At 34.4% G+C, this 14,085-nt stretch carries 17 protein-coding genes and 1 pseudogene; 13 read left to right on the top strand and 5 right to left on the bottom strand.

The window, feature by feature from the left end; all coding sequences use genetic code 11:
• Positions 1-11: 11 nt before the first annotated feature.
• A complete protein-coding gene (locus BAU27_RS17975) occupies positions 12-788 on the bottom strand; it encodes a 3-hydroxybutyrate dehydrogenase (RefSeq protein ID WP_071771558.1) in 777 nt (258 codons plus the stop codon).
• A gap of 196 nt (positions 789-984) precedes the next feature.
• Between BAU27_RS17975 and BAU27_RS17970 the strand changes: the two genes are divergently transcribed.
• The 4 genes and pseudogenes from BAU27_RS17970 to BAU27_RS31900 all read left to right on the top strand — a co-directional run bounded on the left by BAU27_RS17970 (position 985) and on the right by BAU27_RS31900 (position 3,209).
• On the top strand, positions 985-1,317 hold the full coding sequence (locus tag BAU27_RS17970; RefSeq protein ID WP_071771557.1) for a PadR family transcriptional regulator: 333 nt from the start codon (positions 985-987) through the stop codon (positions 1,315-1,317).
• A complete protein-coding gene (locus tag BAU27_RS17965) occupies positions 1,317-2,084 on the top strand; it encodes a DUF1129 domain-containing protein (RefSeq protein ID WP_071771556.1) in 768 nt (255 codons plus the stop codon). The genes BAU27_RS17970 and BAU27_RS17965 overlap by 1 nt, the downstream gene beginning before the upstream one ends.
• A gap of 13 nt (positions 2,085-2,097) precedes the next feature.
• Complete coding sequence (locus BAU27_RS17960; RefSeq protein WP_071771555.1) at positions 2,098-2,859, top strand: DUF1129 domain-containing protein; 762 nt, start codon at positions 2,098-2,100, stop codon at positions 2,857-2,859.
• Between the two features lie 50 nt (positions 2,860-2,909).
• Positions 2,910-3,209 (top strand): annotated as a pseudogene (locus BAU27_RS31900) (DNA-binding protein).
• A gap of 16 nt (positions 3,210-3,225) precedes the next feature.
• On the opposite strand, the gene BAU27_RS17950 reads toward BAU27_RS31900, so the two are convergent.
• Positions 3,226-3,843 carry a DUF955 domain-containing protein gene (locus tag BAU27_RS17950; protein ID WP_071771554.1) on the bottom strand — a complete coding sequence of 206 codons (618 nt, stop codon included), beginning with the start codon at positions 3,841-3,843 and terminating at the stop codon, positions 3,226-3,228.
• A 177-nt stretch (positions 3,844-4,020) separates the two neighbouring features.
• On the opposite strand from BAU27_RS17950, the gene BAU27_RS17945 reads away from it, so the two are divergent.
• The 3 genes from BAU27_RS17945 to BAU27_RS17935 all read left to right on the top strand — a co-directional run bounded on the left by BAU27_RS17945 (position 4,021) and on the right by BAU27_RS17935 (position 6,323).
• Entirely contained in the window at positions 4,021-4,314 is a 294-nt protein-coding gene (locus BAU27_RS17945) for a DUF3928 family protein (protein WP_071746919.1), read from the top strand.
• A gap of 244 nt (positions 4,315-4,558) precedes the next feature.
• Positions 4,559-5,008 (top strand): NUDIX hydrolase, encoded by a 450-nt coding sequence (locus BAU27_RS17940; protein ID WP_071746918.1) that lies wholly within the window; start codon positions 4,559-4,561, stop codon positions 5,006-5,008.
• Positions 5,009-5,147: 139 nt separating this feature from the next.
• Positions 5,148-6,323, top strand: a complete 1,176-nt coding sequence (locus BAU27_RS17935) for an acetyl-CoA C-acetyltransferase (RefSeq protein WP_071771553.1) — start codon at positions 5,148-5,150, stop codon at positions 6,321-6,323.
• A gap of 28 nt (positions 6,324-6,351) precedes the next feature.
• Here BAU27_RS17935 and BAU27_RS17930 read toward each other — a convergent pair whose 3' ends face one another.
• The gene (locus tag BAU27_RS17930; RefSeq protein WP_071771552.1) at positions 6,352-7,077 is read right to left on the bottom strand and encodes an AAA family ATPase; all 726 of its coding nucleotides are present in this window, start codon (positions 7,075-7,077) and stop codon (positions 6,352-6,354) included.
• Between the two features lie 337 nt (positions 7,078-7,414).
• Here BAU27_RS17930 and BAU27_RS17920 point away from each other — a divergent pair, with 337 nt between their 5' ends.
• Together BAU27_RS17920 and BAU27_RS17915 are read left to right on the top strand one after the other, a co-directional pair.
• On the top strand, positions 7,415-8,137 hold the full coding sequence (locus BAU27_RS17920; RefSeq protein ID WP_071771551.1) for a DUF4184 family protein: 723 nt from the start codon (positions 7,415-7,417) through the stop codon (positions 8,135-8,137).
• Positions 8,138-8,173: 36 nt separating this feature from the next.
• Entirely contained in the window at positions 8,174-8,932 is a 759-nt protein-coding gene (locus BAU27_RS17915; RefSeq protein WP_071771550.1) for a hypothetical protein, read from the top strand.
• A 36-nt stretch (positions 8,933-8,968) separates the two neighbouring features.
• Here BAU27_RS17915 and BAU27_RS17910 read toward each other — a convergent pair whose 3' ends face one another.
• Positions 8,969-9,400, bottom strand: a complete 432-nt coding sequence (locus BAU27_RS17910) for a DUF3997 domain-containing protein (protein WP_071771549.1) — start codon at positions 9,398-9,400, stop codon at positions 8,969-8,971.
• A gap of 131 nt (positions 9,401-9,531) precedes the next feature.
• Between BAU27_RS17910 and BAU27_RS17905 the strand changes: the two genes are divergently transcribed.
• The 3 genes from BAU27_RS17905 (at position 9,532) to BAU27_RS17895 (ending at position 10,937) form a co-directional block, all read left to right on the top strand.
• On the top strand, positions 9,532-9,987 hold the full coding sequence (locus tag BAU27_RS17905) for an RDD family protein (protein WP_000769075.1): 456 nt from the start codon (positions 9,532-9,534) through the stop codon (positions 9,985-9,987).
• Positions 9,988-10,266: 279 nt separating this feature from the next.
• Positions 10,267-10,362: a hypothetical protein gene (locus BAU27_RS17900; RefSeq protein WP_000145641.1), complete on the top strand. Its 96-nt coding sequence runs from the start codon at positions 10,267-10,269 to the stop codon at positions 10,360-10,362.
• A gap of 65 nt (positions 10,363-10,427) precedes the next feature.
• Positions 10,428-10,937 (top strand): SDR family NAD(P)-dependent oxidoreductase, encoded by a 510-nt coding sequence (locus BAU27_RS17895; RefSeq protein ID WP_071771548.1) that lies wholly within the window; start codon positions 10,428-10,430, stop codon positions 10,935-10,937.
• A gap of 65 nt (positions 10,938-11,002) precedes the next feature.
• On the opposite strand, the gene BAU27_RS17890 is transcribed toward BAU27_RS17895, so the two are convergent.
• Positions 11,003-12,103: an ABC transporter ATP-binding protein gene (locus BAU27_RS17890; protein WP_071746910.1), complete on the bottom strand. Its 1,101-nt coding sequence runs from the start codon at positions 12,101-12,103 to the stop codon at positions 11,003-11,005.
• 273 nt (positions 12,104-12,376) lie between these two features.
• On the opposite strand from BAU27_RS17890, the gene BAU27_RS17885 reads away from it, so the two are divergent.
• Positions 12,377-14,053: a glycoside hydrolase family 13 protein gene (locus BAU27_RS17885; protein ID WP_071771547.1), complete on the top strand. Its 1,677-nt coding sequence runs from the start codon at positions 12,377-12,379 to the stop codon at positions 14,051-14,053.
• Positions 14,054-14,085 lie beyond the last annotated feature (32 nt).

The raw sequence follows: 14,085 nt of genomic DNA, 5'->3' as shown, positions 1-14,085 counted from the left end.
AAAGTTTCACTTTATTGAGCAGTATATCCACCATCGATAACAACAGCTTGACCAGTTATGCCTTTTGCTTTTTCGCTTGCTAAAAACATAGCGTAATCCGCAATTTCTTGTACTTGCAACAAGCGCTTTTGCGGTACGAGAGGATAAATAACATCTTCTAAAACATTTTCAAGTGGTACATTTCGCGTAGTTGCTAAGTCTTGTAGTTGATTTCGTACAAGAGAGGTATCAACATATCCAGGACAAAGAGCATTTACAGTAATTCCATGAGTTGCTCCCTCTAAAGCAGCCACTTTTGTTAATCCGATTACACCATGTTTCGCACTATTATAAGCAGCTTTTCCAGCAAATCCGACAAGGCCGTTAATAGAAGCGACATTAATAATCCGACCATATTTTTGTTTTTTCATAATCGGAAAGGCATGCTTAATTGCGATGAAAGGAGCGATTTGCATAATTTTGATTAACAGCTCGAACTTTTCAGTTGGAAAATCTTCAATCGGTGAAACATGTTGCATTCCTGCGTTGTTAATTAATATGTCTAATGAGCCGAAGTGAGTAACTGTTTGAGAAATTGCTGCTACAATTTCTTCTTCAACTGTAACGTCACATTTTAAACCGATAGCTTGATAGCCTTCTTTTTGCAATTGTTCAGCAGCTTCTTTTGCACGATCTTCAAGGCGATCACTAATGACAACTTTAGCAACCTCTTTGGCGAAAGCACTTCCCATTTCATAACCAATACCGCTCGCAGCACCTGTTAAAAAGACAACTCGATTTGTAACCATGATGAAAAACACTCCTTCATAATAAAAGTTCTCTTATTGCTCTATTTAGAGAGTGGATAATAAAAATCCTGCAAAGATTTGGAAAGATATTGCCAGCTATCTTGTTTTGCAAAATAGTCTTTGCTATACTATTTTGTAAAGCAAGATACTTACGCTTATCTATCTTGTAAAACAAGATAGCGAGAGGATTTGAATTATGTCGACAAGTCAAATGCTGAAAGGGATTTTAGAAGGATGCTTACTTGCTATTATTTCTGAAGGTGAAATATACGGTTATGAAATGAGTGAAAAGCTAGCGAAGTATGGTTTTACAATGGCGAGTGAGGGGAGTATTTATCCTTTATTAATACGAATGCAAAAAGAAGGGTTAATAACAAGCGTAATGAAGGAGTCACCATCTGGTCCAAAGAGAAAATATTATACATTAACAGAAAAAGGCGAGGAAGCGCTGGATGAATTTATGGGTCGCTGGGAAGCGATGCAAAGTAGTGTAGAACGTTTGCTTGAAGGGAAGGGGAGAAAAAAATAATGCTATCAAGTGAAGCACGAAATTTTTTGTTAGATATGAGATTGTTTTTGACTGCAAAGAGTGTGAAAGAAAGTGATATTGAAAGCTTTTTAGAAGATGCAGAGTTGCATTTAATAGAAGGTGAGAGTGATGGGAAAAGTGTAGAAGAAATTTTCGGAAGCTCACCGAAAGAATACGCCAATGAACTTGTAAAAGTGATGGAAAGAGATAGGAAAGAAACGTGGAAGCAAATTGGTTTTACAGTAATGAATATCGTTTCGTTTTGGATTATTGCTTCTATCATAATAGTGAATAACGGAATTCTACAGATTTCACTTATTCAGTGCATTGGGTATAGTTTTTCATTGATTTTAGTTGTTATGGGTCCTAATTTTTTACTTCGTAAAATGACCTTCGTAACAAGTTTTACAAAAACATGGTTTGCTATGTGGTCTTTAGTCATGATTGTACCAATGTTTCTAATAGGGGCTGTAACGATATTAGATGTGATATATCCTACAAAAATGTTTATATTCACTCAAACGCAAAGCTATATATTAGCTGGAGGTATATTTATCATCACAGTAGCGATAAATATATATTTTGAAGGATGGTTTAAAAACTTATATTTAATCATTCCGCTTTCTATTATGTTAGTGTTTCAAATATTTACATCGGAAGATCTCGTGCCAATGTTATTTCAAATTATATGTTTATACGGAAGTTTGTTTATTTTAATTTTCCTTGAAATTATGATGAAGACGAATAGAAGAGAGACGGTTAAATAAGGGAGAGGTTATCATGCAAATTTCTAAAGAAGGAGAAAAGTTTTTAATCGATACGAAAGTGTATTTAATAACAAAAGGAATTAAAGAAGAAGATGTGGATGCTTTTCTAGAAGATGCAGAACTTCATTTAATAGAAGGCGAGAAAGAGGGAAAGACGGTAAGTGATATATTCGGTGATTCACCAAAAGAATATGCGGAAGAATTAGCGGAAGAGATGGAGACGGATAAAAGTGGGAGTATAAAGAGTATTTTAGGGATGATTATTGGTATTGGTGGATATTGGCTACTAACTAATATATTATTTGAAAATCCTAATCATGAATTTACATTAACAAATGTACAGTTGATTGGGTATCCAATTGTTTTAATGATTACTATTGTGGGGACTATATTTGCTTTTAAAATGTCATCATTTCAGAGCAAAATAAAAGAATTTAGCATTATTTATGTAGCAGCTTTGCTACCAATTTTATTACTAGTATTATTAATGTTTATGAATAAATGGTATGGGACACCTGTATTGCAATTAACTACTATGCAAAGTTATATACTAGCTGGAATTGTCTTATTAGTGTTGTTAATTGGTGAAGCGTACATACTTGGATGGATTGGAATATTAGCTGTTATCGTACCGTTATTCATTATGTTTGTATTTAAAGGATTAGGAGAGAAAAATCCATACTGGGGAATGTTAGAATCTTTACTTCTGTACGGAAGTTTATATGTATTAATGCGATGGTCTTTGAAAAATGAGGAGAAAAAAACTGTTAGCTAGTTTTATATTAATAGTGAACGAACTGAATTTTTTATTAAGAGGGAACAAATATGCAAAGTATATTTCTAGGTATATTGTCTATTATATTTTTAGGTTTAACGATTTTTGGGCTATATACTACCTTTTCGAAAAAGGTACACGATGACTATTTCGATACTTAATTAGATGACACATCGGGTTATGTTTTGTTCTTCGGTTTAATAGGAAAATGGCTGCTTTGGATATGCAAAAAATTATTTCCAAAGAAATATTATATAGGGATTTTTAGAGGTATTACGTTTATGTTTAGTTGCCTATTTTTATTTCTAGCAGCCGGGTTTTGGTTTGTGGATTGGAATACATTGTTTTAAAACAGTAACAAAATCGTTACTGTTTTTTTCTTTGCAATAAAGAGCTTTGTAAAGAGAGTGCTTTTTGTTCGTTCGTTAATAGAGACTGAATATGAACATTTTCAGGGCGCGGGACTATCGGATACATAAGATTTGATGGAGAAGGATGGTGCTCCGAGCCAGTTGGGGAATGAGGATCTGCGTGAGTAAGTTTTCCATGAATACGTCTTGTAAATAAAATATGACCGACTTCGTGAGCGAGCGTATATATATTTTTCATGGGAGCAGCCGAATTTGTTAAAACGATGTAACCAGTAAGTTGTTGTTGTTTTGCTAAAGAATAAGCGCAGGCAATTACGGCTGTTTCTTTGAAATAATCACTGCCAATATAACAAATATAAAGATCACATTCTGGAGCTTCATTTACACACGTTTGGAAAAAGGATGCTAATTTTTCCTGACTTTGAATGGAACTTTTATAACTAATCTCACGGTCAGAAAAACGGAAAAGCTCATTTAACACAATTACTTCTTGAATTTGAAATGTAATGGGATGCCAAATTGATTCTGCAACTGCTAAATCTTTTGCGATGCGGTCGTCAGAAACATTAGCGCCTGGAGTAATGCAAATACATATATTGACGTATGGATCCATAAGGAACACCTCAAATGAAAAAATTCTTCCTATAATATATGTGGGGAAAAGATGCTATGTATGGATAAACGCCTTGTTTATTACATGAAAATATAGACTACAAGTCGAAAAAATTTCATAGTTCTATAACGTAGTGTGGTCATCTTTTTGATATAGTAAAGGAAAGGGGGAGAATATATGTATACATTAAAAATCGTTTCAGACAGAGAAGCACTTTATCAATTTGCGAGTTACGTAAGAGTTGTGCAAGGGGTTGAAGATGTATATGTAGAGGTGGGAGAACCTTTATATGAACATCCATTAATGAAATTTTATGTACATATTACAATTGAAGAAATATATGATCAGCATAAAGCGTTACAGGAAATAGCTAGATTAGTAGAATTAGGGCGTTTTACATATGTCCATTATAGCAATGAGGAAATTGAAGAAGCTTTTGAAGCTGTAAAGTACGAAAGCTTTAAGAAATAAAGTGAAACTTTAATCAGTGGGGTGGTTCTTCATCCCTCACCAATCGGGCTTTTACGGGCAGTTCATTCCCCACCTAACTTCTTTATTTTCGCTGAATTTTGAGGTAGGGGTCTTACCGCCCGCAAATAGCAAGGTAACGGTAAAAAAAGGAAGCGAAAGCTTCCTTTTTTGTTGAAAATTACATCAACAAAAGGAAGAGAATTTTGTTATGATAAGGAAGGATGAGGAAAGGAGAGTTTACATATTGGGGTATATTGAAGAGTTACGCAAAGTAGTTGGTACGAGACCACTTATTTTAGTAGGATCAGCAATTATTATATTAAATGATAATCAAGAAGTATTGCTTCAATATCGTTCAGATACATATGATTGGGGTGTGCCTGGCGGGGCAATGGAATTAGGAGAAACGACGGAAGAAACTGCTCGTAGAGAATTATTCGAGGAGACGGGGCTAAGTGCAAAAATAATGCAATTTCTTGGTGTTCTTTCGGGAAAAGAAGTTTATTTCCGTTATCCAAATGGAGATGAAGTTTTTAATGTAATTCATCTGTATCAGGCACATTATGTGAGTGGAGACATGAGGTTGGATCATGAAGGGTTACAACTTCAATATTTTCCGGTAGATAAGTTACCGAAATTGAATGAAACGACAGAGAAGATATTGCAAAAATTCTTATATGCATTAACAGAATAGAAGGTTAATTCCTTCTATTTTTATTATATTAAATATTTTGATTTTTTAGTATGTTTATAGTATGATAATTGTAGACATACATCTTATGGAATTCCATCTAAAAACTTACTAGGGTACATAAGAGAGGGGCAAGTACAAAATGCATAATGTTGTCATTACAGCTGCAGTTCGTTCACCAATTGGAACTTTCGGAGGAGCACTAAAAAATATCACACCAGTAGAATTAGCTGTTCCTGTACTTCAGGAAGCTGTAAAAAGAGGCGGAGTAGAGCCACATGAAGTTGATGAAGTGATTTTAGGTCATTGTATTCAAAGAACTGATGAAGCAAATACGGCAAGAACAGCTGCATTAGCGGCAGGGTTTCCTGACACAGTTACTGGTTATACAATTCAACGTCAATGTTCTTCAGGTATGCAAGCAATTATGTCTGCTGCAATGCAAATTCAATTAGGTGTAAGTGATATTATTGTTGCAGGTGGCGTAGAAGCAATGAGCTCGAGCCCTTATGCATTAAAACAACACCGCTGGGGCCAACGTCTACAGCATGGAGAAATTCGTGATACGGTGTGGGAAGTTTTAGAAGATCCAATTCACCATATTATGATGGGTGAAACAGCGGAAAACTTAGTTGAACAATATGAAATTACAAGAGAGGAACAAGATGAAGTTGCACTTCGCAGTCACACATTGGCACTGCAAGCAATCGAGTCTGGATACTTTGACGATCAAATTGTTCCTATTACGATAAAAGAACGTAGAAAAGAAGTTGTATTTTCGAAAGATGAACATCCACGTGCAGATATTACAGCGGAAAAATTAGCAGGATTAAAACCAGCTTTCCGTAAAGATGGATCGGTAACGGCAGGAAATGCATCTGGTCTTAATGACGGAAGTGCGGTTTTAGTATTAATGAGTGAGGAAAAAGCGAAAGAAAAAGGGCTACAACCGTTAGCTCGAATTGTTGGATATTCAGTAGCGGGTGTAGATCCGAAAATTATGGGTATTGGACCAGCGCCAGCAATTCGCAAAGGATTAGAAAAAGTAGATTGGTCATTAGAAGATGCAGATTTACTTGAAATTAATGAAGCTTTCGCGGCACAATACTTAGCTGTAGAGAAAGAGTTAGGATTAGACCGTGAGAAAGTGAATGTAAACGGTAGTGGTGTAGGACTTGGACATCCAATCGGTTGTACAGGAGCTCGTATTACGGTAAGTTTAATTCATGAATTAAAAAGACGTGGATTAGAGAAAGGTATTGCCTCGCTATGTGTTGGAGGCGGCATTGGAGTAGCTTTATTTATAGAAGCATTATAAAAAAGAGGCAGCGATTGCTGCCTCTTTTTTATGACTTAAATAAATGATGAAATAATCGATCGCGATTTTCAAAGAAGAGTTTCGTCGTTTGGTAATGCTCCGTTTCTTCTAAAGATGATTCGTAAATCCCCTCTTGTGTTAAAGAGTATATAGTAGATTCAGGATAAGCCATTAATATAGGGGAATGCGTGGCAATAACAAATTGTGAACCTTGTTCAGCTAGTTCGTGCATTCGAATGAGCATTGAAAGTTGTCTCATCGGGGATAAAGCTGCCTCAGGCTCATCTAAAATGTATAAACCTTGTCCTGAAAAACGATTCATAAATAATGAGAAGAATGATTCGCCGTGTGATTGTTCGTGAAGTGAAACGCCGCCGTAAGATTTTATAGCATCTATTTCATCGATATAAGAAGCAACGTTATAAAATGATTCAGCACGAAGAAAGAAGCCGTCGTTTGGTGTATTGAAACTTTTTGAAATTCGAAGATATTCATGTAAAGATGAATGTGAATCATTTGTGCTAAAACGGAAATTCTTCGTTCCACCTTCTGCATTAAAACCTAAAGCAATTGCAATTGCTTCGAGTAGTGTTGATTTACCCGTTCCGTTTTCTCCAATAATGAATGTTACATTTGGGTGGAAAGCTAGTGATTGTAATGATCGGATAGCGGGTAGACAGTAAGGATAGGCAGAAAAACTAGGGATATTTTCTTTTTTTAATGTGACATTTTTTAAAAAGGGTACGTCAATCAATATATAAACCTCAATTCATAACGGATTTTGATCCTGAAAAAGGAGTGAATACAAGTGTAAGACAGCTTGTTAATAAAGCCAACTACGGTATATACTTTATAATTTTTAAATGCTTCCATCGAAAAAATCCTATGTATGCACTTATTAGAGGGATTGGAATAATAAGGAGAAAGACAAATGTTAACGACATATGAACTCCTCCTTATTTTCTGAATATTTCATGTGGATTATATCATTTAAACTATCATATTCCAATGTGAAAATAAATATTGCATGGAGATTATTCATGTCGTTATGATAGTATGTATTCTATTAAAATTATGAAAAGGAGTTAAACATGCCGTTTACATTTGCACATCCAGCAGCTGTTCTCCCTTTTGTTAAGAAAAAAAGTTACATTTCAGTAACGGCTCTTATATTAGGTAGTATGGCACCTGATTTTGAATATTTTTTACATTTTAGGCCATACGGTATTATTGGCCATACATGGGCTGGTTTCTTATATTTGAATTTACCACTCGTTTTTTTATTAGCGTATGCATATCATTGTATTTTAAAAGGACCATTTATAACACATTTACCTAAGCCTTTTGCTAGTTACTATAAATATGTAGTAGATGAGAAGTGGGCGCTTTATAATTGGAAGGATTTTTTTGTATTTTGCTATTCCGCATTGTTTGGCATGGTGACGCATGTCGTTTGGGATGCGTTTACTCATAAGACCGGCTATTTTGTTATGAAAATGCCGCTGTTACAGCAAGAAGTATATAGTATTCCGATTTATAAGTTTTTACAGCATGGGAGTACATGTTTCGGTCTACTATTACTAATATATGTACTATGGAAATATAGAAGAATGGATAGAGATACTAGTTTAACTTCGGAAAAAAGGAAGTACTGGTCTTTATCTATTGGTTTGGCAGCCATTATATTTATCGTTCATGCGTTCATAGATCCCTATTTTCATATTTTCCAAATAGGGGGTATAATAGTATCTGGACTGACAAGTTCGTTTTGTGGACTTCTCATTGTTTCTATAGTTTACAAAGCAAGGGACTAATTTATATTAATGAATGATAGTGTTAGGAGAAATTAAATGATGAAAGCATGGAAAAATATTTTTGTTTTATGTAGTTTTCTTCTTATGTTAAGTGGTTGCTTCCATCAAGAAGAAAAGAAGGCAGAACCTAAAAAGAAAGAATCTATTCCAGAAACAAAAGAGTATGGTGGGCGTGAGCTTAAAAAAGTAGGACAAAAAGTGAAAGAAAAAGGATGGGGGACATTTGAATTAGAACAGATTCATTCTGTGAATCAAACATTTGAAGTAGCCCCAATGAAAATTCATGTACAAGACGTTAAAGTTATCTCATTATCACAAATGAGCAAAGATGCAAAAAATACATTGAAAGTGTATACGGCATTAACTCCTGAAGAAGTAAAGCGTAGATTGGGAGATAAAGTGAGTCAAGAAGATGCTGAATTATATGCATCGTTAAGTGGAACAGAGATTAGCGACACGATTCGGTATGTTGAAATTACATATAAGGTAGAAAATAGTGGAAATAAGAACATGCAATTCTTCTCTATGAATGATGTTATTATTAATGATAAACAACATTTTAATGTAGCGACTCAAAACTTTTTATATGAAGAAGACACACTGGTGGGGACAAAGAGTGTATCAAGGGAAGATTATAAGCCTGGTGAGACACGAGCCGGAATTATCGGTTTAATACTTGATGATGGAAAAGAGAAGGTAAAGGATATTAAGTTTACAACAGATGATTTAGCGGCAGGAGATACTCATGAAACTGTTCAAGAGCCACAAACTTTCAATATCTCACTTTCCAAGTAAGGTGTGTATTTAAACGAAAACAGTCAGCATAAAAATTTATGCTGACTGTTTTTTTAGCTCTTTCACATATGAATCTACACTTTGAAAAGGTACTGTAATTTTAAATGCATCTTTTTGTTCGTTAAATTGTTTTTCATTATAAGGACCGAATCGTTTATTATGCTTTACATCGATAATCCAATAATGTTCACTTTTTTTATTTGTAATTGCTGCATCGGGATTATTTGGATCTGATTTTTCCTCAATTTGTTTTGCGATAATGTATTTATCGTCCCAAGCAATTTCTGTGATTTTAGCAGGGATGTATTGTGTAGCATATACAGCATCTTGCGAGGGGAAAAGTTCAAATGCATCTCCAAAAGTATGTATGAGTTCATATTCGTCGTTAATTGTATAGGTTAAATGGTTTGTATTGCCTGTACAACCTGTTAATAAGAGTGCGGCAAATAGGATTATCCATCTTTTCAATATGGGAACCTCCTTTATAGTGCTGTTGTAACACATTGTACAAGAAAAGTAAGAGAAACGCTAGTTTACAATGTTTTTTAGAAGTGGTACGATGAAACGGGTAAAGAAGGATATGAAGGAGTCGACATAGAATGAAGTTAAAGATGCATCGTCCAGCGCTTGTAATGAATCGCATAGGTGCTTCCCTTATTGACATGTTTTTAATCTCGGTTATGTACGGTGCGATAGTAGCTGTTATCACCGGAAACTATAGTGCTATTTTCAATCGTTTTAATATAAGTTTTGGTGACTATAGATATGACCTTACGGTAGCTTTCATGCTAATGGCTATATATTTTATTTTGTTACCCTTTATTTGGAACGGTTCTACAGTAGGTAAAAAGGTAACAAGAACAAAAGTAATTTCATTAACAAGTGAAAAACTAACGTTACAAACATTAATAATACGATTTTTTGTATTGTTATTACCAAACATATTGTTACTTGGAATCCCATTAATATGTAACGTATATATGATGTTATTCCGCAAAGATAATTGTGGTTTCCATGATTTAATTGCAAAGACGAAAGTGATGAGTCTGGTATAAGGGATATTTAGATTATACGTTATAATAGTGAAATAAGACTTTTTATTGTTTGCATATAAAAAGTCTTATTTTTTTTTAGAAATTTGATAAATGTAATTGATATAATGGAATTTATATGGGCTGGATATCTACTATATAGTACTCTCCATCTTACTGAAGGATGTTTAAAGAAGCGGTGGCTAATTCAAACATCCTATTTTCCGTTTGAATAGATTGAAAATTAAGTTAATGCTATAATGAATATAAATAATATTGTTATATAACAAAGGGGGATTTGGAATGACCGGAGGTAGCTTAATATTTTGGGGGATTCTTATTTTTATCGGTTTAACCTTTGATCAATATAATAGTAAGAAAAAAGAAACAAAAAAGTAATCGCTTACAAGTTGTGAGGTTAACTTTTCCTGCTTGCGGACTAATCTAATAAAGGAGTATACTGAATGACGGTAAGACATATAGAAGGGGTAATGAAAATGAAGCTTGCAGGAAAGGTTGCCATTGTAACTGGTGGTGGCATCGGTATTGGACGTAGTACAGCTCTTTTGTTGGCTAAGCAAGGCGCAAAAGTAATTGTGACGGACATTAATCAAGAAAGTGGACAAGCAACAGTGGAAGAAATTACGAATCTAGGCGGAGAGGCACTTTTTGTATCCTATGATATGGGAAAACAAGGAGATTGGCAACGTGTTATCAGTTTTACTATGGAGGCATACAGTCGTGTTGATATGCTTTTTCAAAATGCTGGTCTATATAAAATAGATTCTATTTTTTCTCGCCAACAAGAGAACGATTCCAATGTACTTTGTATTAATGACGTTTGGATAGAGATAAAACAATTAACGTCATCTTTTATGAAACAGCAAGAAGAAGTGGTGCTTAGTGATTTACCTGTTTTTGGTATTATTAGCACGAGAGGACAATCATTTCATACAATAGAAGCCCTAGCATAATAATGGAAAACCGCCCTCAATATATGTGGACGGTTTTTTTTGTATGTTATATAAAAGATAATTTTTTAGCGAATACGTTGTTCTGTTTGACTGTCAAAGAAATGCGCTTTATTTAAATCAAATGCAAGTTTAATTTGATCTCCAGGTGAAAAAGTATGTCTTGCATCAACACGTGCTGCAAAATCTTGATTTCCAAGTTTCATATATATAATAGATTCAGCCCCTAACAACTCTGCAACTTCAATTTTTGTTGTGAAAGTAGTAGATTGTGAAGCTTCTAAAAATAATAGTTCATCATGAATATCTTCTGGACGAATACCTAAAACAATTTCTTTATTTACATAGCCTTGTTCACGTAATAACTTCATTTTTCCTTCAGATACTTTAATCTTTAGTGAACTGTCTATAACGAAATCGGTTTCAGTTAATTTTCCGCGGAAGAAATTCATTGCGGGTGAACCGATAAAACCACCAACGAAAATATTTTCAGGTGTTTCATATACTTCTTTTGGAGTTCCGATTTGTTGGATCTTTCCATCTTTCATAACAACAAGACGTGAAGCCATTGTCATTGCTTCAGTTTGATCATGTGTTACATAAATTGTCGTTGTGCCAAGGCGGTGGTGTAATTTAGAAATTTCGGATCTCATTGCAACACGTAGTTTTGCATCTAAGTTTGACAATGGTTCATCCATTAAGAAAACTTTTGCGTCTCGAACAATTGCTCTGCCTAATGCAACACGTTGTCGTTGTCCACCTGATAACGCTTTTGGTTTTCTAGTTAAATATTGTTCAAGCCCTAAAATTTTTGCTGCGTCGTTCACGCGACGATCAATTTCATCTTTCGGTATTTTTCGAAGTTTTAATCCGAATGCCATATTATCATACACACTCATATGCGGATAAAGAGCATAGTTCTGGAAGACCATTGCGATATCTCGATCTTTTGGAGGAACATCGTTCATTAGCTTACCATCAATTGAAAATTCTCCCTTTGAAATATCTTCAAGGCCAGCTACCATTCGTAATGTGGTAGATTTTCCGCATCCAGAAGGACCGACGAATACGATAAATTCTTTATCTTGAATGTGTAAGTTAAAATCTGTTACGGCTGTTACGTTATTATCATATATTTTATAAATATTTTCTAATTTAAGCTCTGCCATGATATTTCCCCCTAGAAATTTATGCAAACGTTTTCTTTGAGTTTATTATAAACGAATAGATTCAAAAAAGAAATAAAAACACTGGAAAAAAATAAAACGTTTTCATTTCCGCAAGAAAATATAGTAAGTTTCGCTTGTTTTCTTAGAAAAAGAGGAATAAATATTGTAAGCGCTATTTTAAATTAAGATAGAATCTGTTATCATTCATTAATGAAAACGTTTGCGCCTTAAAAAGAAGAAAAAATTATAGTATAGATGAAATGGGGTAGCATAATGGAAAAGCAATGGTGGAAAGAAAGTGTAGTATATCAAATTTATCCTCGTAGTTTTATGGATAGTAATGGTGATGGCATAGGGGATCTTCGTGGCATTCTTTCAAAGCTAGATTACTTAAAAGAATTGGGTATTGATGTAATTTGGTTATCACCAGTCTATGAATCTCCAAATGATGATAACGGTTATGATATAAGTGATTATTGTAAAATTATGAACGAGTTCGGAACAATGGAAGACTGGGATGAACTATTACATGAAATGCATAAACGTAATATGAAACTTATGATGGACTTAGTTGTTAATCATACTTCAGATGAACATAATTGGTTTATTGAATCACGTAAATCCAAAGATAATAAATATAGAGACTATTATATATGGCGTCCTGGAAATGAAGGGAAAGAGCCGAATAACTGGGGAGCAGCGTTTAGTGGCTCTGCATGGCAATATGATGAAATGACCGACGAATATTATCTACATCTGTTTTCTAAAAAACAACCAGATTTAAACTGGGATAATGCAAAGGTAAGACAAGATGTTTATGGCATGATGAAGTTTTGGTTAGAAAAAGGAATTGATGGATTCCGTATGGATGTTATTAATTTTATTTCTAAAGAAGAAGGCTTACCAGCTGTTGAAACGGATGAAGAAGGATATGTTTCAGGGCATAAACATTTTATGAACGGTCCGAACATTCACAAATATTTGCATGAAATGAATGAAGAAGTATTGTCTCATTATGACATTATGACGGTTGGGGAAATGCCAGGTGTAACGACAGAAGAGGCTAAATTATATACAGGTGAAGCTAGAAAAGAACTACAAATGGTATTCCAATTTGAACATATGGATTTAGATTCTGGAGAAGGTGGGAAATGGGATGTAAAACCGTGCTCACTCCTTACTCTGAAAGAAAACTTAACAAAATGGCAAAAAGCATTAGAACAAACAGGCTGGAATAGCCTTTATTGGAATAACCATGACCAGCCGCGTGTTGTATCGCGTTTCGGGAATGATGGAGCTTATCGAAATGAATCAGCGAAAATGTTAGCGACAGTACTTCATATGATGAAGGGGACACCGTATATTTATCAAGGAGAAGAAATCGGAATGACGAATGTTCGATTCCAATCGATTGATGAATATCGAGATATTGAAACGTTAAATATGTATAAGGAAAAAGTTATAGATTGCGGTGAAGATATAGAGAAAGTGATGCAGTCTATCTATATAAAAGGCCGAGATAATGCTAGAACACCGATGCAGTGGGATAATAAAGAGCATGCTGGATTCACAACAGGTGAGCCTTGGATTGCGGTAAATCCTAATTACAAAGAGATTAATGTAGAGCATGCAATCCAAGATGAAAACTCTATTTTTTACTACTATAAAAAATTAATTGAACTACGTAAAAATAATGAGATTATTGTGTATGGATCATATGATTTAATACTAGAAAACAATCCTTCTATTTTTGCTTATGTAAGAACTTATGGAGCCGAAAAAATTCTTGTTGTTGCAAACTTTACTGCGGACGAAAGTGTATTTGAATTGCCTGAGGATATTAGCTATAGTGAATCAGAGTTATTAATACACAATTACGACGTGGAAATCGGGTCGATAGATAATATTACATTACGCCCATATGAAGCGATGGTATTTAAATTAAAATAAGAAAAATCCTTATGCCACACCTTGGCATAAGG

Origin of the sequence: Bacillus sp. NH11B, assembly GCF_001884205.1 — a bacterium.
Classification (GTDB): Bacteria; Bacillota; Bacilli; order Bacillales; family Bacillaceae_G; genus Bacillus_A; species Bacillus_A proteolyticus.
Note: the sequence above shows the minus strand (reverse complement) of the source record. Positions and strands in the feature narration are given on the sequence as shown.